The following is a 19,717-nucleotide window of genomic DNA, read 5'->3' as shown; positions in this document are numbered from 1 at the left end:
GGTCACGCCTCCGGGTCGGGTGCGACGTCTGCGGTCGTCGGGAGTCCGCAGCGAGTGAAGGTGGCGCCCCAACCCACCTTGGCGTTGTGCTCGCCCCCCTGTTCGCCGGGCGTGACGGTGGCCTCCCAAATGGTCCATTTGGTCTGGGACTTGTGGCGGTAGCGGACGCGGTTACGCGACTCGCTGCCGAGGCGGTACGCCCACACGTCGTCGATGTACTCCTGTCCGGGGTCGCGGACGGTGCCGGTCTGCGACCACAGGCCGGTGACTTCGAGCGTGGCGCCACGCTGCATGACGTCCTGTTCGTACGCGCCTTCGCTGTCGTTGGTGGTGGTGTCGGCGGTCTCTTCGTTCTCCGACGGGCTGTACGACCAGGAGTTGACGTTGCCGATGCGGTGCCATACGGGCGTGGCCGGGGTCGTTATGTCCTCGACCTCAAATGCCCACCCGCGGGCGTCAATGGGGCGTCCCATGCTGGGGCCTCCTATTCGGTGCGGTGAGTGCTGGGGGACGACACGTCAAGATCGAAATTCACGACGTGCTCGTGACGGCCGAGGGCGTCGGCGCCCATCGGCCCGGGGGTGCCGCGGGCGGCGGCGAGGATGAGCCACGTTCCGTCGGGGAGGTCGGCGCCGGCGAGGCCGTGCAAGGCGCTGTAGATCGCCCACGCGCGGTCGCGGGACACGCGGGGGTCCGGTCCCCCGCGCACGCGCACCTGTAGCCGTACGGCGTCGTACGCGTTGCGGGCGTCGGGGGCGCCGCCGTCGTACAGCGACAGGCATACGGCGGCGTCCGGGGCCGCGGGCATGCGCTCGACGAACGTGTCGCCGGTCTTCCCGGCGGGGTCGTAGTCGAGCAGGCCGAGGCCGTCGAGGTACCGGGCGGCGCCGTCGGTGACGTCAGCCACGGAGCGACCTCCGCACGGCGGCGGCGACGATCTCGGCGACGACGGGCGCCTCGGTCGTCAGGGGCTTTTCGAGGTACTTCGCCGACCTGCCGGCGTCATGCCGATAGGTCATCTCCTCGTGTTGCCTGATCGCGTACGGGGTGTCGTAGCTGACGGCGGCCGTCAGGGACGACTCGTCGACGGTCGCCACTCCGGAGCGTTCGAGGGTGGCCTCTTCAATGGGGACGATCCGGCGGGACTCGGCGAGCACGTGCTCGGCGGCGAGGCGTAGGCCGCGGGCGGCGCCGCTCTTGGTACCGCGGAGCGCTGCGCCACCGTTCCAACGGAGCCGGGTTCGCTGCGTCACTCGCACATCACCTCCGTGGACTGCGGCACCGGCAGGCCGGGCGCGGTGTGGTTGGCGACGCTGAGCGCCTTCGTGATCCGGCCCGACGGGAGCGTGAGGCGGGACTCGGCCGGACAGTCGAGGTCGGGCTCGGTGATGACCTGAGCGGTCGACGTGACCTCGACGCCCTCGCGGTTGCGGGTGAGCTTGGTCGCCTCGGCGACCAGAGCCCGCACCTCGAACGGCGGCCGGTAGGTCGGGCCGTACGCGCTGTCGCCGTCGTACGGCTCGACGACGACGCGGTGTCGCAACAGGAATCGGGGGACTCTCAGAAGATCACCCCCGGGAGCAGGCCGGCCAACATGAGGGCGCGGTGTGCGCGGGGGGCGAGGTCGACGTCGCCCGGGGCGCGCGGGTTGTCTCGGCGGTCGCCGAGGGACACGGGGCCGATAGCGACGCTGCCCCACGTCCCCGATGCGCCGGTTCCGTCGTCGCCCGTCGCTTCCTGGTACTCGACCTGTGCGCACACGGCGTCGGCGAGGGCCTGCACGACGTGCGGCTCGGTCGGTAGGCCGGCGCTGTTGGTGTCGTAGAACGCGCACAACAGGGCGGCGTCGACGTCGCTCGACGCGCGGGCGAGCCGGCGCTCGGCGTCGGCCGGGGCCGGTTCCCCGGTCCACGCGGCCAGTTGCTCGGGCGTCGCGTAGATCCGGGGCACCGGCCTACTCCTTCGGCGTCTCGGGCTTCGCCGCGGGCTTCCGCTTCGGCGCGGTGTCCTCGACGTCGTAGCCGTGCCGACGGGCGTAGGCGATCACGCCCTCGTCGTCGGTCTCGGCGCGGCCGTCGACGAACATCAGGCCGGCCACGCCGGGCCCGCTGAATCCCTTCACAGGGGTGTGGATAACTGCCATGGGTTCAGCCCACCTTGACGTTGCGGAAGACAGACGCGGCCTTGGTGCTCTTGAGCGCGACGCCCACGGGGCCGAGTTCGACCTCGCCGAACTTGACGGCGCCCGGCGACGTGAAGTCCGGGAGCCACTGACGGACGACGGTCCCGCCCATGCACGCCACGCCGTGGAAACCGTCCAGACCGACGCGGTACGCGTACAGGTCGGTAAGGCCGGTCACGTCGGCCTGTGCGCCGACGGTGCGGGTCTCGACCGGGATGATCGGGTCGTTCGAGCCGGCCTTGTCGCCCGGGTCGGCGAAAACAATGTCGCCGTACTGCTCGCGGACGATCGGGCGACCGTTCGGGCCGAGCAGGCCGTCGAGGGGGTTCTGTGTGTACATGCCGGCGCGGCGCGCGGCGGCCCGCACGCGGGCAAGCGCACGCTTGTTGCCGAGGATGATCGTCGGCGATCCGTCGAGCAGCGACAGCCACTCGTCGATGGCGTCGAGCGCCTTGTGTTCGGCGCGGGCGTTCGCGTCGAAATCCGACCAGTCGGTGACGACGCCGGCGCGGAACTCGGTCGAGCTGCCCGCGAGGGCCTTGTCGAGGCCGTCGAACGACTCCTCGTCGACGGCGGTGTCGCCGTTGATCACGGTGTCCTGAAACTGGGTCCGGGTGGCCTTGATCTTCTGGCTCATGTTGAGCGTGACGGCGCCGGACGCGGCCGGACCGATCCGGGCGACGACGCGGTCGACGCGGAACGCCCCACCCATCACCTTGAGATCGACGGTGTAGCGCTGCGTCTGGACTTCCGACGCGGTGTACTCGGTGTTGATCGGACGGAACGACGCGGTCGGCTGGGTGATCAGCCGGCGGTATCCGTACGTGAGGGTGTCGCCCCCATCGGCGGGGTTGACGACGTCGGCGAACGTGAGCGAGTCGAGAACGGCGGATTCCTTGCGGAACTCATCGATCACGGCGACGTCGATGTCGTCCTGAGCGTTGTTCTTCGCCTCGGCGAGAGTGACGGGCATGTGCGGTGCTCCTAGGTTCAGGCGCCCAGACGGGCGGCGATTGCGTCGTGCAGCGATCCGGGCTTGCGCTCGGGCGGGGTGGCGCTGCTGAAGTCGGCGCCCCCACGGGCGGGGCCGACGGCGGCGGCGAGGTGCGGCTGTGCCTGTACGGCGGTCTTGATCGCCTCGGTCACGGCGGCCTGGTCGTTGGTGTCGACCGCGGCAAGCGCGGTCATGGCGGACTGCGAATCGAGCAGGGCCGCGGCGTTGGCGCCGGCGGTCGGCGCGATGCGCAGTACGGCGGCATGGACGGCGGCGGTCCGGGCCTGCTCCTGCGCCTGGCCGAGCTGGTCGCGCGCCCACTTCGGGAGCTTGGACAGGTCGCCCTCGGCGGCCGGCTCGGGCGCGGGCGGGGTCGGCTGCGGCGGGTCGGCCGGGGCCTTCTCCTGCGCCTTCTTGATGAGTTCCTGGGCCCACTCGGGGAGCGCGGACACGTCGCCCTCGGCGGGCTGCTGCGGGTCGCCCTGCGGGGCCGGCGGGTTGGCCGGGGGCGCGGGCGGCGTCGGCGGTCCGGCCGGGGGTGCCGGGGGGTTGGCCGGGTCCGTCGAGGGGTCGCCGGACGGGTTCGGGTTCGGGGGCTGCTCGGGCACGGTGGCTCCTCGTGGGACGTGGCGGGGGGGGTGCGGACATGCGAAAGGGGGGCCCGCCGTGGTGGCGGACCCCCCTTCGGGGTGTGGTGCTGGGGTGGTGCTACTCGACGGCCTGGTCGTCCTCGACGACGTCGGCCGGAACGGGGCGGGCCTCGGCGTACGCCTTGATCCACGCGGTCCGGAGTAGGGACGTGGCCGGGTACGGGCAGGCGCTCGCGCGCTCGCCGTCCCGGCCGGCCTTCCGTCCCGCGACGGTCGCCCGGATGATGTCGCCTCGCGCGCCCATGCTCACCTCTTCATCTGCTCGCCCCACCGATTCTCGCTCGCGCCGGTCGCCCAACGCTGCGTCTTGCCGGTGACTTGCGTGATGAACTCGGCCTGTGTGAGGCGCGGGTGGGTCTCCCACCACTCTTTGAGTTCGTCGGACGCGCGGGCGTAGCCGATGCGGTGCGGGCCGGTGAACAGGGACTCGTACGAGTAGCCCTTGGTGGCGTACTTCTTGTTGAACATGTAGCCGTTGGTGGCGGCCTCGGCGTCGGCGATCTGCCGTTGCACCCATTCCCAGTACATCTCTCGGGCCTCGGCCCGGGTGATGCGGTGTTCGGGCACGGCTTCGTCGCCGGCGTCCTCGGCGGCCTTCGCCGCGCGCTCCTCGACGCGCTGCCAGTAGGCGGCGGCGGCCTCGGAGTTGCGGAACTGCGCGAACTCCTCGTCGGGTAGGGCCTCGATTTCCTCGTCGCTGAGCGCTGCCCAATCCCGTGGCGCGGTGGCCTCGCCGTCGCCGGCGAGGGCGCCCCACACGATCGGATCGGGTACGGCGCCCATCACCTCGGCGAGGGCGTCGCGGTCGGCGAGCAGGTCGGCCACGGGGTCGCCCGTGTCGGCCGGCTCGGGGAGCGGCGCCGCGTCGACTCCGTCTCGGCGGTCGAACTCGTCGGCGATCCGCAACAGTTCGCCGTCGTTGGCGTACTGCATGACCCACGCGAGGTCGTCGTCGCCGAGGGTGGGCAGGTCGTCGACCAGGCGTCCGCCGGGGAACATCGCGGCGAGCATGTCGCGGCGGTGCGCCTCGGCGGCGAGCTGGTCGACGTCGTCGGTCCCGTGCTCGATGGCGTGGCGGACGCGGGCGGCGAGTTCGTCGTCGGACAGGCCGACCAGATCCGGGCGGACGCCCGGGAGTCGGGCGGCGACGTCGCGGCGGTCCAGTTCGGCGGCGATCCGCAGTGCGTCGGCGTCGTCGACGTGGCCGATCACGCGGCCTAGCTCGCTGTCGCTGAACGGCGTGAGGTCGGCGGCGAGGGTGCCGCGGGGCGCGGCGCGGTCGAGCAGGGCGTCGAGGTCGCGGCGGTCGGCCTCGGCCTCGATCCTTGCTCGGGCGCGGTCGTCGAGCAGGTTCGAGCGCATGGCGGCGGCGAGGTCGTCGTCGCTCATGGCGCGCACGCTGGCGTCGTCGCCCGACCACACGCGGGCGGCCTCGACCTGCTCGGGGGTCGGGTCGGGGTTCTGCCGGCGGGCCTCCTCGCGCTTCTTCGCGGGCTGCTCCGACGGGTCGAGCTGTTCGCGGTGCGGGAGGCGGCGCAAGTCCGGATGCGCCTTCAAGTGGTCGCGCATCGCGGTTTGCCACTGGCGTACCTTGGCGCGGGCGACGCGCTGCCCGACGGGGTCGACGGCGGCGGCCTCGCGGCGCTTCCACTTGCGTATGGTCCGCTCGATCTCGCGCTGTCGCTGCCCGGCGGCGTACCCGTCCGGGTCGCTGGTCGCCTGCTCGATCCGGGTGAGGCCGGGCGAGTACAGGCTCACAGAGTGCCGGCAATTCGGGTGCTGCAACCCACGGGCGCGCGCTTCGTCGAGGCTGCCGGCGACGCGGACGGGCACCATGCGGCCGTCTTCGGTGGCGTGTTCGGCCTCGACCGTGCGCGCCCCCGCGGGCCCGCTGATCGTCAACACGCGGCCTTCCCACGGGGCGCACAAGGAGCACTCGCGCGGGGCGTCGCTGACGACGACCAGCTCGACGCCGGCGGTCTCCAGGGTCCGCATGTGCGCTTCGGTCGCGGCCCGCGCGGTCGCGGTCCTCACTGCCATTTCGGCGTAAGAGGGAAGCGACCAGCGGCGGCCGGCCTTGTCGACGAACGCCTGTATCCCGCGGTCGGCAAACGCCCGCATCGCGTCCTGTGTGGCCTGCCGGCGGGTGCCGGTGCCGAGTAGGGGCGTGGCGGCCACGGACGCGATGACGGCCCGGAAACCGTCGACGACGGCGCGGAGAATCGACCGATGCGTCGCGGTGACGACGTCGACGGCCTCTTGCGCCAACCTGTCGACGGCCTGGGCGTTCGGCGTGCGCTCGTCGACCAGGGCGCGGGCCTCGTCGGACAGGGCGCCCAACTCGGCGACGGCCGACCGGTGCCCGACGTTGTACGCCTCGGCGACCGCGTCGAACACGTCGAGGGTGGTCGCCTTCCCCAACTCGTCGACGACGGCCTGTGCGGCGCGGCGTACCTGCTGCACGGCGGCGAGCTTGGCCTCGACCCACCCGGGCGCGTCAAGTCCCTTGGCGAGCTGGCGCGCGATGATGCCCAACAGCCGCTCCTCGGCCGAGGCGTAGGTGTCGCGCGTCGTCTCGGCCAGAACCTCGACCATGCCCGGGTGAATCGGCACGGCGCACCCCCTCGTCGTCTACGCGGCGAGCGGGTACGTGTCGCCGGGGTCCGGGGCGGCGGTGCCGGTCTCCCGAAGGATCGCGGCGGCCTCGGCGGCGACCTCCGTGTCGTTCCAATCCGGGTGCAGGATCTTGACCCGGGTTGCGGTCGACACGGCCTGTGCGCGGTTGAGCAGGTCAAGGGTTGTCGCGGTGTCGAGCGGCGACTCGGCGACTCCGTCGGGGAACTCCACCCGCGGGCGTTCCGCGGGCGCCCCGCTGCCGAAGTGCGCGACGTCGAGTTCGAGCACGGCGAACAGGGCGTCGGACATGCCCTGTTTCCAGTGGCCTGCCTTCTTCCTGCGCGTAATCGTGCTCTTGTCGTCGTCGCTGTCGACCTCGGTCGCGGTCCGGGCGGCGCCGCCGTCCTGGTCGAGGCCGAACGACCGTGCCGCGTAGCCGGCCGACTGGGCGGCCTGCCTGGTCAGTGCCTCGGCCGTGCGCTGGTGCTCCTCGACCCTGATCTCGAACTGACTCAAGGTGATGCCGCCGTTTTCGGTCGGCGGCATGTTGAGCTGTGCGTATACCTCGGCGTCCTCGTCGAACGACGCGCCGCGGCCGGGGCCGTTGCTCCGTAGGTACCCGTCCGGAACGATCAGGCGCGCGCGGGCGAGGCGAATGTCGCGCATCCAACTCGTCCACACCTCGTCGAGGCTGTCGAGCTGGTCATAGATCGGCGCGGCGTAGTCGCTGCGCCCGATCGGTGATCCCCTGTGCAGCCGGTTGGGGGTCATGTTCGGGATGTACGCGGCGGTGAGCCGGCGGATACCGGTGGTCGTCGACTCGCCGTCCTGCTCGATGCTGCCGACCAGGGCGGCCGTGTCGGGGTGCTCGGTGAGCGGGACGCGGCGGCCGATGTTGTCGCCGCTGCCCTGGTAGAGCGCGTGGGCGATCCGGCCGGGCTCGTGCCGCTCGACGTGTCGCCATACGGCCTGTGTCGTGCTGCCGGACAGTTCCCGCCAGAAGTTCACCGCGGCGAGCATCCCGAATCGCCACTCGGGGATGGCGTTGTCGGGCTGCACGGCGGTGAGTAGCGGACGGTCGACTAGGTCGCGGTCCCACGTCGCCCGGAGGTAGACCCCGGACAGGGCGGCGCACTGCTCGGCGGCCGACAAAAGCATCTGCTGTGTGTGCCCGTCGGCGAGCAACTGGTCGAGGCGGGTCTGTGTCCGGGCGTCCTCGACGACGACGCGCGGCATGTCCGCGAACAGCATGTCGGCGGACGTCTGGGCGATATCGCCGGCGAGGGGGACGTGTAGGCGGGTGTCCCGGCCGGGCCGGTGCGCGGTGCTGCGGCGGGCCCACAGGCGGCGGCGCGGTGTCTTCTGCTCGCGGCCGTAGATCCGGGCGAGGCGGCCCCGGTCACCGGAGTACCACGCGTCGTCGACGGCTATCCGGTCGTAGTACGCGGCCCACTCGGGGGGCGGCCACGCTGCGCCGTTCTCGGGCAGTGCCATGGGGTCACCTCCTGGTCGTGGGGTCGGACTGGCGCGCGCTGAGCAGGTGGCGCCACTCGTGCGACGTCGAGTGGACGGCGTACCGCAGTGCGTCGGCGCTGTGGTCGTTGATCTTCAAGGGGGCGTCCTCGCCTCGCTCGGTGGCTTTGGGATCCCACGAATAGCCGGGCATCTCGCCGAGCAGGCCGTCGCACGACCGATGTACGTACAGGCGGCCGGCGGCGAGCAGGGCGGCCACTGACCGGATGCCGTCGGCGACCGTGTTGTCGGCGCGCGCGAGGCCCGGGTGTCCGTCCTGCCATAGCTGGGTGGAAAACGACTTCGCCGAGGGGTCAACGAACGTCCACTCGGGCCCGACGCCCTGGTCGGCGAGCCACGCCCGGACGGCGGCGCTGTACTGGGCGTCGGTCATGGACCGGTGGGCGGTGCGCGAGTCGAATCGCCACTCGGCGCACACGTACAGGCGGTCGTCGACGCCGAGGCCGAGCAAGATCGCGCTAAACGGGTTCGTGGTGCCGTAGTCGATCCCGACCCAATGGCGCCGGATCGCGGGCAACTCGTCGACGACGTGCCGGTCTTCGTCCCACTCGCTGTAGATCGCGCCCTCGGCGACGACCCACGCGCCGTCGATCATGCGCCGGCGCCATAGGCCGGTGTACTCCGCGGCGAGCGATGCGACGTACTCCGCCGACAACGACGGGTTGTCGGCGAGCTTGAAATGCCACGCCCGCATGTCGAGTTCGGCGATCCGGTCGAGGTATCCGACCTTGAGCCAATGCCTCGGACTGTCCGGGTTGGTGGTGGCGTACAGGCGGGCGCTCGGGACGCTCAACCGGGCAAGTAGCTGGGTCCAGAACCCTTCGGGCAACAGGGTTGCCTCGTCGACGTAAGCGAGCTGGGCGGTAAGGCCACGTAGGCGGCCCTCGGCCCGCGCGTCGGCGGCGCCGATCAGGTGGACGGTGCGGCCGAGGATCGTCGCCGTCGTGGCGCCCCTGGTGTGCACGACGTGCCGGGCGAGGGGCCCGAACAACGCGTGATCCTGTAGGGGCTCCAGAACGTTGCGTTCGATCGTCTGGAGGCTGCGCCCGACGATGATGATCAGGCCGGACGGTCCCGCGGTGGCGACGGCGATCACGAAAGCGAGTAGCGAGGCGATCGTCTTGCCGGACCGGACCGACCCATGCCACAAGTTGATACGGGCGGTCGCCTGGCCGATCGACCGGAGTTGCTTACGGGACAGGGGCAGACGGTCGAGGTCGAGCACGACGGCTCACCCCCCGGCGTCGCCCCCGTCGTCGTCGAGGGCCTGGTCGTCGTTGGCGGCCTGTGTCAGGGCCTCGCCGAGGGCGCCCAACATGCTGCGCACCTGCTCGGCGTTCTCTCCGCCCTCCGCCGGGGCGAGGCGTAGCGAGGTGCCGACGGCGGTTTGTACCGACGCGACGATCGCCCGTTGATCGCCGAACCGCGGTTGCGGTAGGTGGGTCTCGTGCCACTCGCCCTCGCGGCCGGCGAACTCGCCGTGCGTGGTCGGTTCCCATAGTTGGCCGAGCAGGCGCTCGGCGGCGGCCTGTAGGTCGAGGGCGAGGCCGGCGCGGCGTGAGGCGAGGTCGGCGGTACGGACGCGGGTAGCGGCCTCGACCTGCTCGGCGCGGTCGAACGATAGGGGCGGGTCGAGGTTGCCGGCGATCTTCGAGACGGTCGAGGGGGAACGTTTCAGCGTGCGGGCGATTGCGTTGCGGGACTCACCCGCGGCGTGCAGCTCGCGCACCTTGCGGCGGTCGGCGGCCGTGATGGGGCGAGCCATCGGCGACACCTCCTCGCCGAGCATGCGAACGCCCCGCCGGGGGTGGGCCGACGGGGCGTTCGGGTTGTCGGCGCCCCCGGGGGCGGTAGTCGCTCGCGGGGGCGCGGTCTGGGGAGTTCCGGGCACGCCGGAGACGGCCCCAACATTAGGTCACAGATCGATAACGGCGCAAGTCCGTTCGGGGGCGCGCGCGCCTACGCGGGGGCGCGTCCGGTCGCGCGCTGTCGGACGGTCCCCGCGCGCTGTCCTACGGCTGTCGGACGGGTACGCCCGGGATCGGGCCGGAGCGTGCTACCTGGGGCCCGCGGCCGGGGGCCGGTGCCCATGGGCGTGCGACCGGTGCGGCCGGACGTCCGACGGGGAGCGCCGACGGCTGCCGACGGGCGTCATACGCGCTGGTCGGGGCCGGTGCGGGCGTCGGACGGGGCGGCAACATGGCGGGGTCCTGCTGGAGCTGGTAGGCGAGCAGGGTCGGCGCGGTGCCCTCGGCGACGACACCCTCGGCCCATCCGGTCCGGTACATGTCGGCAAGCTGTCGGACGGCCCGTCGCACGGCGTCGGACAGGTTGACGTCGGTACGCATGACGACGGCGAGGTCGGCGGCGAGCTGGTCGTCGACTCGGATCGACGGACGGGTGCCCGGCTTGGGCGGGCTGGTCTTCTGGTTACGCTTCTCGGTAGCCATCGGGTTGGGTCGCTCCTTCTGCGGTGGTCAGGGCCCGCCCATACGGTCTGTGAGGGACCGGGCGGGCCCGCTTGCGTCTGCGGGCCTAGTGGCGGGTGCGGTCGACGGTGTGCGCGGCGTCGGCGTCGTCGCCCTCGTCGCCCTCCCACAGGAAGATGCGGGCGCGGCCCGTGCGGGCGCCGCTCTCGTCGATCAGGCGGTTCGCCTCGGCCGGCAGGTTGTTGGGGTCGAGTTCTTCCTCGCCGACCTCGCGGTCGGTCCACTCGCCCTCGGCGCCCATCACGTCGACGCGAAACGTGTACCGGGTGAGCGGGACGGCGGCGGCGCGCTCCTTCTCCTGCCGGATGAACTGGGCGACCCTGCTCGACGTGTAGCCGGTCGCCTGGGCGATCTCGTCGGGGCTCTTGCCACCCTGGCGAGCGACGTACGCAATCCGCGGCATGGCCTCGGTAACGGCGGTCCACGCGCCCCGCATGATCCGGACGTCGGACAGGGTGAACGTGTCGGCGACCTCCTCGATCAGGTCGTCGTACGCCTGCCCGCCAACATCCGGGCGCATGACGGTGCGATGGTCGCGGGCGAGGTTGACCAGGGCGGCGCGGCTGAGCACATCGGCCGGTCCGTCGGCGGCGGCGCTCTCGCCCCGGGGGCGGCCGGCGCGGTCGGCGGTGTAGTTGTCGACCAGGTCGACGACGGCCCGCAGGATGCCGGCTTGCAACGCGGGTACCTGCTGCGCACCCTCGACCAGGTGCTCGCGGAACTCGGCGAGGGTCGGCTCGACGCGGGCGGCGCGGACGGCGCGGCTGATCTGGCCGGACGTCCACCCCTTGGCGGCGGCCATGCCCTCGACGGCGGCCTCTTGCCCGGCCGGTGTCGTCGGGAACTTCGACGCGTCGGCGCGGGTGTACTCGGCGGCGGTGGGCTCGACGCCCTGCTCGTCGTCGTGCGGCTGCTCGTTGCTCATCTCGGGGGCTCCTGTCGGTGGTACGGGGCCCGCCCTCGGGCGAGGGCGGGCCGGTCGGCGGTCAGTCGGTGGCCGGCCGGTGGGCAAAGACGCACTGCGACGACTTGAGCATCTTCTCGACGGTCCAGCCGCGGCGGGTGAGGCGGTCGGCGAGGCAATCGAGGCTCGGGCCGTGCCACGAGTCGTCGCGGCGGATGATGCGCCCGCCCTCAAGCCAGTACACAGCCACGCGGGCGCCCTCGCGGGGGTCGACCAGGTACCCGCGCACGTGCCGTTCGTCCTCGGTCGGTTCGGTCACGTCGTGGTGGTCGGTCATGGTGGCGACGGCGAGGCCGTCGAGGGCGGCGCGGGCGGCGACGACGTCGGGGTGCGAGGCGTTGCTCGGGGTGCTGCCCTCGGCGGTGCCGGCGTGCTGGACGATGACGCCCTCGATCACGCGGCGGGCGGGCGCCTGCTCGGCGGCGCGGGCGGCGATCCGGTCCCGTACGCCCTGTGACGGGGCCACGCCGTGGGCGGCGCACTCCGCGGCGATCCGGTCGTCGCTCTCGGCGCGGTACGCGGCGCGGTCGGCGTCGGCCTTCTCCTTGATCCGGGCGAGGTCGGCGGGGCGGAAACTCGCGCGGGCGACGATCGGCTCGCGGACGGTGGCCACGGGGGCGAATAGGGCGCCTTGTTCGACCGTGCCCTCGACGGCGAACAGGACGTCGGCGGCCGGCTGCTCGCCGATCCACGCGCCCCGCCACGTGCCCTCGGTGGCCTCGGCCTCGGTGACCAGGGCGGCGGCGTACAGGGCTTCGGCGTCCTCGACGGTCTCGACGCCGGCCTCGACCTGCTCGGCGTGCTCGACGGCGTCGACGGCGCGGGCGGCGCGGTCGAACTGCTCGCCGGCCTCGGCGACGGCCTGGTCGTCCCAACGGTTCAACAGGGCCATGACGTCGGGCAGGTACAGGGCGGGGCGCATGCCGAGGGCGGGGAACATGATGTGCACCTCGCGTTCCCCGTGCCGGATGTGCGCGGCGACGGCGGTGCGGACGCGGGCGACGGCGTCGGCGGTGGTGTGTCCGCTGTAGGCGAGGGCGTGCAGGTCGTCGCGGGCGAGGGTCGCCTCGGGGCTGCCCTCGACGACGCGGACACGGTAGGTGCCGGCCTGGGGCAACTCGCGGACGACCTGACGGACGGCGGCGACGGCAAGCTCGTAAGCGTTCGCCCCGCGGGAGTCGGCGAGGTGCTGGCGGCGCTCGGCGCGCTCCTCGGCGGCCTGCTCTGCGTCGGCCTGCTCGACAGTCTCGGCGAGGTCGACCGCGGCGGCGGCGAGCGGCGACGCGGCGGCAAGGGCGCGGGCGTATGCGCGCTTCTCGGCGGCCTTGATGCACGGCGAGCACAGCAAGTCGTGACGCTTGTCGGGGCCGTCGGTGTACTGGGTGACCTCGCGTCCGCACAGGGTGTCGTCGTTGTTCGAGTAGTGCACGCGGCGGCCGGTGCCAACCAGGCAGTACCGGACGCCGGCGCGCTCGGCGAGGGTCGGGCCGTCGAGGTTGCGGTCGGCGACGACCTGCTCGGCCTCGACGCGGTCGCGCTGCTCGCCCTTGGCGCACTGCTGGCACACGCCGGTCACGTCGGCCTCGGTGACGGGCTGCGCCTGCACGGTGCGCCCGCAGTAGCTCGCGGACGTGCCGGGGCGGCGGTAGTGGCCGGCGCCGCGGCTGCGGGGGTTGGCGGGTCGGTACAGGTCCATGGGGTCGCTCCCTTGGTTCGTGTCGGTGCCGGGTGAGGGCCGGCGGTCCTGTCGGGGTGAGGACCCGTCAGGAAGGCCAACACTAACCGTTGCTGTAGTCATTACAGCAACGGTTGCAGCAAGCGTTACCGAACCGTGATCGGGCCGGTTCGGGGACGGCATGCCAACACCCCCGGGGCCCGTATCCCGGGGGTGTGGGGGTGCTGCGCCCTACGCGGCCGGGGCGGTGCGCCTCGACTCCAGCGCGGTCAACAGGCCGACCAGGGCGGGCCCTCGCCACGCCCGGCGGCCTCGCTCGGCCTCGACCGGTGCCGGGCACGTCGGCCCGGTCGAGCAGGTCGCCACGGCCTGTTGGGGGTCGCCCCCTCCGTTGTGCACGGTGATGCGGCCGGCGCGGCAGAACGGGCACGGCTCGTCGAGCGTGATCGTCCGGGCGGTGCGGCCGAGGGCGCCCTCGACGCGGCGGCGTGCGGTCCGGGCGACCTCGGCGATCTGGTCGACCAGGGTCGCGGGGGTGGGGGCGAACAAGTCGCGGTCGGCCTGGTCGTCAAGGGCGCGGCCCTCCAACCAGACGGCGGCCCAATGGAGGCCGAACACGCGCGATCCGGTCGAGGCGATCGTCGTCGGGCCCGCGTCGCGGTACGTGGGCAGGCTCCACAAGCGCGGGTCGCTCGGGGCGCTGCCGAGGGTCCAACGGCCGTGCCGGTCGCGGGCGGGGAGCTGCACGCGCTCGGCGACGGTGTCGCACATGTCGAACACCTCGCGCTCGACGTCGAGGGCGGCGTCGAGGGCCCGCAGATCGGCCGGTGCGGGGTGCTCGCGGAGGATGAGCGGCAGACGGCCGACGGCGGCCTCGGCGAGGGCCTGGTCGTCGTCGGCGCGGTCGTTGGCGGCGAGCTGGTCGAGGAAACCGCGGCGCTCGTACGGCATCCATTCCGCGGCGCGCGGCGGCTCGGCTATCGCGGCGAGCAGGTCGCCCCACGACTCACGCACGGCGGCGAGGTCGTCGGCGGCGCGCTGGCCGGGGGTGGTCGTCATGTGCGGTTGCTCCTGGTGCTCAGTGCTGACGGCGGCGGGGCGGCGGGCCGTAAGGGCTCTGCCATGCGGGGCGGTCGCGGCGGCCGGGGCGCGGCGGGGCGAGGGCGTAGTCGTCCCTGCTCGCCGTACGCGCGGCCTCGGCGAGCTGGGCGAAAGCCTGGGCGGCGGCCCGGACGGCGGGGGCGACGGCCTCGGCCCATGCCCTGAGCGCGGTGCGCACCTCCTCGACGGCGGCGCGCACCTGCTCGGGGTCGACGGTCGGTGGGGTCGGGGGCGGGCTGGTCATGTCTGCTGCGCCTGGTCGAGGACGTACCGGATGCGTTCGGCGAGGTCGTGCCGGCCGTTGGCGTACGCGAGGTCGGTCGGTAGGCCGAGGCGCGGCCGGGGCTCGTCGGGCAGTGCGGCCCGGACGGCGACGACCTGCTCGCGGTAGTGGTCGACGGTGCGTTGCATGGTGGCGCCGAGGCGGCGGGCGCGCTCCTCGACGGTGGCGAGGGCGACGTCGTGCTCGCGCTTCTGCTCGGCGAGGCGGGCCGTCGTCGAGTCGGCGGCGTCGAGAAACTGGGCACGTATCGCGGTGTCGGGGTCGAGGGCGCGGCGGTCGTTGTCGAGGGCCTGCTCGATGCGGTCGGCGTAGATCGCTGCTGCGCCCTGGGGCGAGCCGGCGCGCATCCGTTGGGCGAGGACGCGCACGCGGGACACGGCGTCGAGGGCGGCGCCCTGCTCGGCCTTCCATCGGCGGGCGCGGTCGTCGGCGGTCCGGTGCTCGACGGGGTCGGCGTCGACGGCGGCCCATACGGCGGGGGCCGGTACGGCGGCGTGACGGCCGACCAGGGCGACGACGCGGGCGACGGCGGCGGCCTGCTCGCCGGCGACGCGCTTCGCCTCCGTGGCGCGCTCCTCGGCCTGGTCGCGGTCGCGTTCGGCCTCGACGATGGCGGCCTCGGCGGCGGCAAGCTGGGCGCGGGCGCGTTCGAGGGCCTGTGTCGTGCCGGCCATGGCGCGGCGGGTCTCGTCGGCGAGGTGCTGCTCGGTGCGCACGTGCTCGGCGAGTAGGGCGCCCTCGGCCGTGGACAGGACGCCCCGGTGTGCACGGGCGAGCAGGACGTCGACGACGGCCCGCCGGTCGACGCGGTCGCGGTCGCGTCCCTTGGGTGCGCGCTGCTGGGTGCGGGGGCTCATGCGGGCGGCTGCTCCTGGTCGTCGTGCTGGGGGTGGTGTACGCGGCCGGGCTCGCCGGACAGGGCCCACACGATCAGGCGGGCCGAGGCGGCGAGCAGGACGACGGCGACGGCGAGGTTCGCCGCGGTGGCGACGGCCGGGGTCACTGGCCGGCCTGCTCGTTCGCTGCGCCCTCGGCGAGGGCCTGCTCGTCGGCGAGGCGGTCGGCGTACGTCCGGATGGTGCGGCGGGCGCTGCTGTACCCGGTGAGCACTCCGCGAGTTGAGCGGTTGAGTCCCCATCGGGTGTGAGTCTCGGCGCGCTCGACCTCGACCAGGGCGGCGAGCTGCTGAGCGTGCGCGGCGAGGATGATGCGGGCGGCGCCGAGGGCCTGCTCGGGGTCACGCGGCGCGGTGGTGTCGAGCAGGACGTCGCGGAGCGTGGCGAGCACCTGGTCGCGCTCGTCGGCGTTGAACGCGAGGGCGTCGCGTACGTCGCCCGGGGTGAGCGGCGCCGGCTCCTCGGCGGCCTGCTCCTCGTCGACCATGCTCGCGGCGACGTAGCCGAGCAGGGCGTCGAGGCCGGCCGGGCGCTGCGCCTGGGACGGCGAGGCGGGGGCGTCGTGCACGGGGCACGGGCGGCCGGTTATGAGCGCGGTCTCGCACTGGCCGGCCGGGCTGTCGAGGCCGTCGGCGAGCTGTCGCAGTACGGACGCGGCGACGGGGCGCGGGAGGTTGCACGACACCTCCGCGGGGCCGTGGTTCGGGACGGCGACGATCAGGCGGTGCGTGTCGAGCGAGGCGACGGCGACGGCGTCGGGGATGCGGGTCATGGTGGGTTCGCTCCTGTGTCAGTGGTGGGTGGTAGACGCGCGCACGCCCGCGCATGGGGCGGCCCGCGACCGGTCGCGGCGAGGGCCTAGAACGGCGGCTCGTCGGTGTATCCCTGGCGGGGCTGCTGGGTGCTCCACTGGTCGGCCTGGGGCGCTCCGTAGCCCTGCTGGGGGGCCTGCTGGCCGTACCCCTGGCCGTATCCCTGGGCGCGCTGCTGGCCGTTCTGCTGGCCGTTCTTGGAGACCTGGGCGGTCGCGTTCTTGAGCGCGGGGCCGACGTCCTCGGCCTGTACCTCGTACGACGACTTGCGCTCGCCGTCCTTCTCGTACTGGCGCTGTCCGAGGCGGCCGACGACGATCACGCGGTCGCCGCGCTTGATGGACTCGGCGACGTTCTCGGCCTGCTGGCGCCACACGCTGACGGACAGAAACAGGGTGTCGCCGTCTTTCCACTCGTTCGTGGCGCGGTCGAGCGTGCGGGGCGTCGAGGCGATCCGGAAGTTCGCCACGGCGGCGCCGGCGGGGGTGAATCGCAACTCGGGGTCGGCAACGACGTTGCCAACGACGGTGATCGGGGTCTCTCCAGCCATTACGCGGCGGTCCTCTCGGGGGTAGTGCGGGTGGGAAGGGTGGCGACGGGGGCGAGCTGGGGCTCGCGGGTGCGGCGGGCGCGGTCGCGGGCGCATGTGCGGCACTTGCGCATCCCGTTGGGGTGCGACGGGGGGTAGCTCACGCGGACGTTGGCCGGGTCGGTGAGGTCGTGGCCGTTCACGCATCTGGTGCGGCGGGCGTTGATCGCCGAGGGGCCGGTCGAGCGGAGCACGTTGGTTCGGTGGTCGACGGGGTCGAGGTGGTCGTCGGCGACGCATCGGCGGACGCTGCACGTGTGGTCGAGTTCGAGGCCGGCCGGTATGGGCCCGCGCTTCTGCTCGAACGACCAGCGGTGCGCGGGGACGACTCGGCCGTCGATCCAGAAGCGGCCGTAACCGTCGCGGTCGAGGCTGCCCTCGGGCCACAACAGGCACGGGGAGTCTGGGGTGTTGGGGCCGTCGGGGGTGGTCCCTGGGGTCGTCTTGGCGGCGAAGCGCTCGGCGGCTGTGGGCCGGCTCATGGACGTACCTCCGCGGGATGTGGTCGACGACTGGACGTACTTTCTCGGATGGCTCGAACCATCCATGGATGGAAGATACAGCACGGGGGCGACCCTTGTTCGATCGGTTTCGCCCCCGTGTGCTGGGCGTCAGGCTGCGTGCGGCTCGGGCTGTTCGAGCGGGGCGAGCGTCCACCCCTGGTGGCGTAGCTCCCTGGCGATCCGGTCGACGACCGCGGCCGGCTGCTCGACGTGGTCGCGCTGGGCGTCCTCAACAGCGGCCCGGACGACGGCGAGGGCGGCCGGGGTCATCGCTGCGCCCCGGTGATGTGCCGGGCGCGCTGCCGGTTCTCGGGCCGGACGATTGCCGGCGGGCACATCAGGGCGCGGGCGTCGCGGTGCGCTTCGGCGGCGAGGCGACGGCGGCGGGCGCCGGCCTCGGCCTGCTCGCGGGCGGCCTGCTCGGCGGCGCGGCGGTCGGCCTCGGCGCGGGCGCTCATCCATGCGAGCCACGTGCGGTGTCGGTCGTCGGCGTCCGGCCGGTACGCGGGCGGGGCCGGCGGGTGCCCGGCGGCGGCGAGCTGCTGCTCGGCCTCGCGCTCGGCGAGCAGGGCGGCGCCGTCGACCTCGCGCACGGTGCGCCACCGGTCCCACCCCTCGTGTTCCTGAAAGATCACGTACGCGCCCTTGTCGGCGAGGTCGGCAACCTTGCGGCGGGCCTGCCTCTTGTCCGACGTCCGGATGACGACCGGTGCGTCGGGACGGTGGTCCCAACTCGCCTCGACGCGCCACAACGTGACGTTCTTCGTCCGGTCGCCGGTCGCGGCCTTGCGGCGGTGGGTGCGGGCCTGCTTCGGGGTCGGGCTCATGCTGCGGTCTCCTGCTCCTGGCGGCGGGCGTGGTGGACGGTGGCGCGGTCGAGGCGGGTCGGGTGGGGCTTGGCGCGGACCTGGCGGCGGGCATTGCGGCACGGCTCGCCGACCGGGGCGAGGCAGTGCTCGTATGCGCACGACACGTCGAGGGCGTCGGGGCGGTCCTCGACGGCGGCGCGCTCGCGTTCGGTCCGGCGCGGCCGGTGCTCGGCAAGCACCTGCTTGACGCTGCGGGGCATGTACTCGCCGAGGGCGGCGAGGCGACGCTCGACCTCGGCGGCGGCCGGGCCCGCAGTGATGGCGCGGAGCGTGACGGGTGCGATCCGGCCCGCGGCAACGGCCTCGCGCTCGCGGCGCAGTGCGGCGACATACGCGTCGCCGGTCTCGTCGTCCGGGTCGATCTCCGGGTGCGCGGTGGGCTCGAACGTGCCCACGTGCCGGCCCATCACGTCGGCCTTATGGGTGTGCCACGGCCGGGACACGTCCGACGGCTGGATGCGGTACGGGTTGCGGGCTATGTAGTCGCGGGCGACGCGGGCGGCGTCCCACCCGTGCGCCTGGGCGGGAACGTCGCTGAGCAGGTCGCACCACTGGGCGAGCCGTTCGGCGGCGGCGGCCTGGTCGTCGAGGGCGAGGCGCGGGTCGAGCTTGACGACGTAGGCGATCAGGGCGGCAACTTCACGGGGGGTCACGGCTGGGCCTCCATGGCGGCGAGGGCTTCGGCGAGGTAGTCGGCGGACTGGGCGACGCGTCCGCGGGGCTGGGCGCGGTCGAGGGGGATCACGTTCGAGGCGGGCCGGGCGGGAGCGGCGGCCGGGACGGTGCCGGGCGCCGGGGCGGGCGGTAGCGACTGCCACGCCCGCAGGAAGTACCGGGCGTGCGATACGCCCTTGCGGTTGCGGGCGGCGGCCTGCACGGCGGCGGTAGCGAGCATGTCGAGGCCGGACCGCTTCACCAGGGCGTCGACGATGAACCACTCGGCCGGGGCGAGGTTCCACGCGACCAGGACGCCGGCGGCGGTGATCTGGTCGACCAGGGAGCGGGCGAACTCGGGGATCACTGCGACCGCGTCGCGTGCACGCTCGCTCCCTCCTTCACTCAATCCCTCTATGGGTGGGTGTTGGGGGCCGAAATCCGGTCCCCAAAGGGGCCGAGATTCGGCCCGGTAACCGGTCTCCGGGGTATCTGCGAGGGGACCGGACTCCGGCCCGGTAGAGGGGCCGAGATTCGGCCCGGTAGCCGGTAGGGGGCCGGATTCCGGCCCGGGGGTCTCCGGGGCTATGGGGCCGGATTCCGGCCCGGTAGCGCGGGCGGTCCGGCGGTACCCGACGGCTCCGGGGAGCTTGTACCGGGTCGCGCGGCTGCCCTTGGCGGGCTCGTCCTCGACCAGTTCGCCACTGGCGAGGGCGGCGTCGACGGCGGCGCGGGCGGTCGAGCGGGACGCGGCGAGGCGGCGCATGAACTCGGCCGTACCCATGCGCGCGGTGGCCTCGGGGCCGGTCGCGGCGTCGGCGACGGCGAGCAGGACTAGGCGGGCGTTCCCGCGCGCCTTCGCGCGGGTCCACACCCAATCCATGGCGTCGAGGGTCACGGGGTGGCG

The 19,717-nt window shown here is 73.3% G+C and carries 27 protein-coding genes; all 27 read right to left on the bottom strand.

The genetic code is table 11. The annotated features are described in order from the left end of the window. Window positions 1–2 precede the first annotated feature (2 nt). Window positions 3–473 (bottom strand): phage tail tube protein, encoded by a 471-nt coding sequence (locus ACWD2L_RS24655; protein WP_451191398.1) that lies wholly within the window; start codon window positions 471–473, stop codon window positions 3–5. Between the two features lie 11 nt (window positions 474–484). Further along, on the bottom strand, window positions 485–907 hold the full coding sequence (locus tag ACWD2L_RS24650; RefSeq protein WP_451191396.1) for a minor capsid protein: 423 nt from the start codon (window positions 905–907) through the stop codon (window positions 485–487). Further along, complete coding sequence (locus tag ACWD2L_RS24645) at window positions 900–1,253, bottom strand: minor capsid protein (RefSeq protein ID WP_114528225.1); 354 nt, start codon at window positions 1,251–1,253, stop codon at window positions 900–902. Before ACWD2L_RS24645 ends, ACWD2L_RS24650 begins: the two co-directional genes overlap by 8 nt. After that, a complete protein-coding gene (locus ACWD2L_RS24640) occupies window positions 1,250–1,543 on the bottom strand; it encodes a hypothetical protein (protein WP_257133630.1) in 294 nt (97 codons plus the stop codon). The genes ACWD2L_RS24645 and ACWD2L_RS24640 overlap by 4 nt, the downstream gene beginning before the upstream one ends. Before the next feature lie 17 nt (window positions 1,544–1,560). Next, entirely contained in the window at window positions 1,561–1,950 is a 390-nt protein-coding gene (locus ACWD2L_RS24635) for a hypothetical protein (RefSeq protein WP_451191393.1), read from the bottom strand. 4 nt (window positions 1,951–1,954) lie between these two features. Then, the gene (locus ACWD2L_RS24630) at window positions 1,955–2,143 is read right to left on the bottom strand and encodes a hypothetical protein (protein ID WP_451191390.1); all 189 of its coding nucleotides are present in this window, start codon (window positions 2,141–2,143) and stop codon (window positions 1,955–1,957) included. A 4-nt stretch (window positions 2,144–2,147) separates the two neighbouring features. Beyond that, window positions 2,148–3,155 (bottom strand): major capsid protein, encoded by a 1,008-nt coding sequence (locus ACWD2L_RS24625; protein WP_451191387.1) that lies wholly within the window; start codon window positions 3,153–3,155, stop codon window positions 2,148–2,150. A 17-nt stretch (window positions 3,156–3,172) separates the two neighbouring features. Continuing rightward, window positions 3,173–3,784, bottom strand: coding sequence for a hypothetical protein (locus ACWD2L_RS24620; protein WP_451191384.1), 612 nt, complete (start codon window positions 3,782–3,784; stop codon window positions 3,173–3,175). A gap of 100 nt (window positions 3,785–3,884) precedes the next feature. Next, window positions 3,885–4,070 (bottom strand): Rmf/CrpP fold protein, encoded by a 186-nt coding sequence (locus tag ACWD2L_RS24615; protein WP_451191381.1) that lies wholly within the window; start codon window positions 4,068–4,070, stop codon window positions 3,885–3,887. Between the two features lie 2 nt (window positions 4,071–4,072). After that, entirely contained in the window at window positions 4,073–6,439 is a 2,367-nt protein-coding gene (locus tag ACWD2L_RS24610) for a phage minor capsid protein (RefSeq protein WP_451191379.1), read from the bottom strand. An 18-nt stretch (window positions 6,440–6,457) separates the two neighbouring features. Continuing rightward, on the bottom strand, window positions 6,458–7,936 hold the full coding sequence (locus ACWD2L_RS24605; RefSeq protein WP_451191377.1) for a phage portal protein: 1,479 nt from the start codon (window positions 7,934–7,936) through the stop codon (window positions 6,458–6,460). Window positions 7,937–7,940: 4 nt separating this feature from the next. Beyond that, window positions 7,941–9,200 (bottom strand): PBSX family phage terminase large subunit, encoded by a 1,260-nt coding sequence (locus tag ACWD2L_RS24600; protein WP_451191374.1) that lies wholly within the window; start codon window positions 9,198–9,200, stop codon window positions 7,941–7,943. Between the two features lie 6 nt (window positions 9,201–9,206). Then, a complete protein-coding gene (locus ACWD2L_RS24595; RefSeq protein ID WP_451191371.1) occupies window positions 9,207–9,740 on the bottom strand; it encodes a helix-turn-helix domain-containing protein in 534 nt (177 codons plus the stop codon). Between the two features lie 247 nt (window positions 9,741–9,987). Continuing rightward, complete coding sequence (locus ACWD2L_RS24590; RefSeq protein WP_451191367.1) at window positions 9,988–10,425, bottom strand: hypothetical protein; 438 nt, start codon at window positions 10,423–10,425, stop codon at window positions 9,988–9,990. 85 nt (window positions 10,426–10,510) lie between these two features. Beyond that, the gene (locus tag ACWD2L_RS24585) at window positions 10,511–11,389 is read right to left on the bottom strand and encodes a hypothetical protein (protein ID WP_451191364.1); all 879 of its coding nucleotides are present in this window, start codon (window positions 11,387–11,389) and stop codon (window positions 10,511–10,513) included. A 61-nt stretch (window positions 11,390–11,450) separates the two neighbouring features. Then, a complete protein-coding gene (locus tag ACWD2L_RS24580; protein WP_451191361.1) occupies window positions 11,451–13,124 on the bottom strand; it encodes a hypothetical protein in 1,674 nt (557 codons plus the stop codon). 210 nt (window positions 13,125–13,334) lie between these two features. Beyond that, window positions 13,335–14,162 carry a hypothetical protein gene (locus tag ACWD2L_RS24575; RefSeq protein WP_451191359.1) on the bottom strand — a complete coding sequence of 276 codons (828 nt, stop codon included), beginning with the start codon at window positions 14,160–14,162 and terminating at the stop codon, window positions 13,335–13,337. Window positions 14,163–14,181: 19 nt separating this feature from the next. Then, window positions 14,182–14,448 (bottom strand): hypothetical protein, encoded by a 267-nt coding sequence (locus ACWD2L_RS24570; RefSeq protein WP_451191356.1) that lies wholly within the window; start codon window positions 14,446–14,448, stop codon window positions 14,182–14,184. Next, window positions 14,445–15,344, bottom strand: a complete 900-nt coding sequence (locus tag ACWD2L_RS24565) for a hypothetical protein (protein WP_451191353.1) — start codon at window positions 15,342–15,344, stop codon at window positions 14,445–14,447. The genes ACWD2L_RS24570 and ACWD2L_RS24565 overlap by 4 nt, the downstream gene beginning before the upstream one ends. Continuing rightward, complete coding sequence (locus tag ACWD2L_RS24560) at window positions 15,341–15,490, bottom strand: hypothetical protein (RefSeq protein ID WP_386480341.1); 150 nt, start codon at window positions 15,488–15,490, stop codon at window positions 15,341–15,343. The genes ACWD2L_RS24565 and ACWD2L_RS24560 overlap by 4 nt, the downstream gene beginning before the upstream one ends. Continuing rightward, the gene (locus ACWD2L_RS24555) at window positions 15,487–16,155 is read right to left on the bottom strand and encodes a hypothetical protein (RefSeq protein ID WP_451191351.1); all 669 of its coding nucleotides are present in this window, start codon (window positions 16,153–16,155) and stop codon (window positions 15,487–15,489) included. Before ACWD2L_RS24555 ends, ACWD2L_RS24560 begins: the two co-directional genes overlap by 4 nt. A gap of 86 nt (window positions 16,156–16,241) precedes the next feature. Then, entirely contained in the window at window positions 16,242–16,745 is a 504-nt protein-coding gene (locus ACWD2L_RS24550; RefSeq protein WP_451191349.1) for a single-stranded DNA-binding protein, read from the bottom strand. Continuing rightward, window positions 16,745–17,266 (bottom strand): HNH endonuclease signature motif containing protein, encoded by a 522-nt coding sequence (locus tag ACWD2L_RS24545; RefSeq protein WP_451191347.1) that lies wholly within the window; start codon window positions 17,264–17,266, stop codon window positions 16,745–16,747. The genes ACWD2L_RS24550 and ACWD2L_RS24545 overlap by 1 nt, the downstream gene beginning before the upstream one ends. A 129-nt stretch (window positions 17,267–17,395) precedes the next feature. After that, on the bottom strand, window positions 17,396–17,557 hold the full coding sequence (locus ACWD2L_RS24540) for a hypothetical protein (protein ID WP_451191344.1): 162 nt from the start codon (window positions 17,555–17,557) through the stop codon (window positions 17,396–17,398). Then, window positions 17,554–18,114, bottom strand: coding sequence for a hypothetical protein (locus ACWD2L_RS24535; RefSeq protein ID WP_451191342.1), 561 nt, complete (start codon window positions 18,112–18,114; stop codon window positions 17,554–17,556). The genes ACWD2L_RS24540 and ACWD2L_RS24535 overlap by 4 nt, the downstream gene beginning before the upstream one ends. Next, window positions 18,111–18,809 carry a zinc finger domain-containing protein gene (locus ACWD2L_RS24530; protein ID WP_451191340.1) on the bottom strand — a complete coding sequence of 233 codons (699 nt, stop codon included), beginning with the start codon at window positions 18,807–18,809 and terminating at the stop codon, window positions 18,111–18,113. The genes ACWD2L_RS24535 and ACWD2L_RS24530 overlap by 4 nt, the downstream gene beginning before the upstream one ends. Further along, window positions 18,806–19,708 carry a hypothetical protein gene (locus ACWD2L_RS24525; protein WP_451191337.1) on the bottom strand — a complete coding sequence of 301 codons (903 nt, stop codon included), beginning with the start codon at window positions 19,706–19,708 and terminating at the stop codon, window positions 18,806–18,808. Before ACWD2L_RS24525 ends, ACWD2L_RS24530 begins: the two co-directional genes overlap by 4 nt. Window positions 19,709–19,717: the final 9 nt, after the last annotated feature.

The organism is Streptomyces sp. NPDC002754, from assembly GCF_053592315.1.
The sequence above is the reverse complement of the archived record's forward strand: the minus strand, read 5'-3'. Positions and strand labels throughout refer to the sequence as shown.

What these genes read in the sequence shown, in the direction of transcription:
- ACWD2L_RS24655 (WP_451191398.1), bottom strand. Translation starts at nt 473, where the DNA reads ATGGGACGCCCCATTGACGCCCGCGGGTGGGCATTTGAGGTCGAGGAC.
- ACWD2L_RS24630 (WP_451191390.1), bottom strand. Translation starts at nt 2,143, where the DNA reads ATGGCAGTTATCCACACCCCTGTGAAGGGATTCAGCGGGCCCGGCGTG.
- ACWD2L_RS24625 (WP_451191387.1), bottom strand. Translation starts at nt 3,155, where the DNA reads ATGCCCGTCACTCTCGCCGAGGCGAAGAACAACGCTCAGGACGACATC.
- ACWD2L_RS24615 (WP_451191381.1), bottom strand. Translation starts at nt 4,070, where the DNA reads ATGGGCGCGCGAGGCGACATCATCCGGGCGACCGTCGCGGGACGGAAG.
- ACWD2L_RS24605 (WP_451191377.1), bottom strand. Translation starts at nt 7,936, where the DNA reads ATGGCACTGCCCGAGAACGGCGCAGCGTGGCCGCCCCCCGAGTGGGCC.
- ACWD2L_RS24595 (WP_451191371.1), bottom strand. Translation starts at nt 9,740, where the DNA reads ATGGCTCGCCCCATCACGGCCGCCGACCGCCGCAAGGTGCGCGAGCTG.
- ACWD2L_RS24590 (WP_451191367.1), bottom strand. Translation starts at nt 10,425, where the DNA reads ATGGCTACCGAGAAGCGTAACCAGAAGACCAGCCCGCCCAAGCCGGGC.
- ACWD2L_RS24585 (WP_451191364.1), bottom strand. Translation starts at nt 11,389, where the DNA reads ATGAGCAACGAGCAGCCGCACGACGACGAGCAGGGCGTCGAGCCCACC.
- ACWD2L_RS24580 (WP_451191361.1), bottom strand. Translation starts at nt 13,124, where the DNA reads ATGGACCTGTACCGACCCGCCAACCCCCGCAGCCGCGGCGCCGGCCAC.
- ACWD2L_RS24575 (WP_451191359.1), bottom strand. Translation starts at nt 14,162, where the DNA reads ATGACGACCACCCCCGGCCAGCGCGCCGCCGACGACCTCGCCGCCGTG.
- ACWD2L_RS24570 (WP_451191356.1), bottom strand. Translation starts at nt 14,448, where the DNA reads ATGACCAGCCCGCCCCCGACCCCACCGACCGTCGACCCCGAGCAGGTG.
- ACWD2L_RS24565 (WP_451191353.1), bottom strand. Translation starts at nt 15,344, where the DNA reads ATGAGCCCCCGCACCCAGCAGCGCGCACCCAAGGGACGCGACCGCGAC.
- ACWD2L_RS24555 (WP_451191351.1), bottom strand. Translation starts at nt 16,155, where the DNA reads ATGACCCGCATCCCCGACGCCGTCGCCGTCGCCTCGCTCGACACGCAC.
- ACWD2L_RS24550 (WP_451191349.1), bottom strand. Translation starts at nt 16,745, where the DNA reads ATGGCTGGAGAGACCCCGATCACCGTCGTTGGCAACGTCGTTGCCGAC.
- ACWD2L_RS24545 (WP_451191347.1), bottom strand. Translation starts at nt 17,266, where the DNA reads ATGAGCCGGCCCACAGCCGCCGAGCGCTTCGCCGCCAAGACGACCCCA.
- ACWD2L_RS24540 (WP_451191344.1), bottom strand. Translation starts at nt 17,557, where the DNA reads ATGACCCCGGCCGCCCTCGCCGTCGTCCGGGCCGCTGTTGAGGACGCC.
- ACWD2L_RS24535 (WP_451191342.1), bottom strand. Translation starts at nt 18,114, where the DNA reads ATGAGCCCGACCCCGAAGCAGGCCCGCACCCACCGCCGCAAGGCCGCG.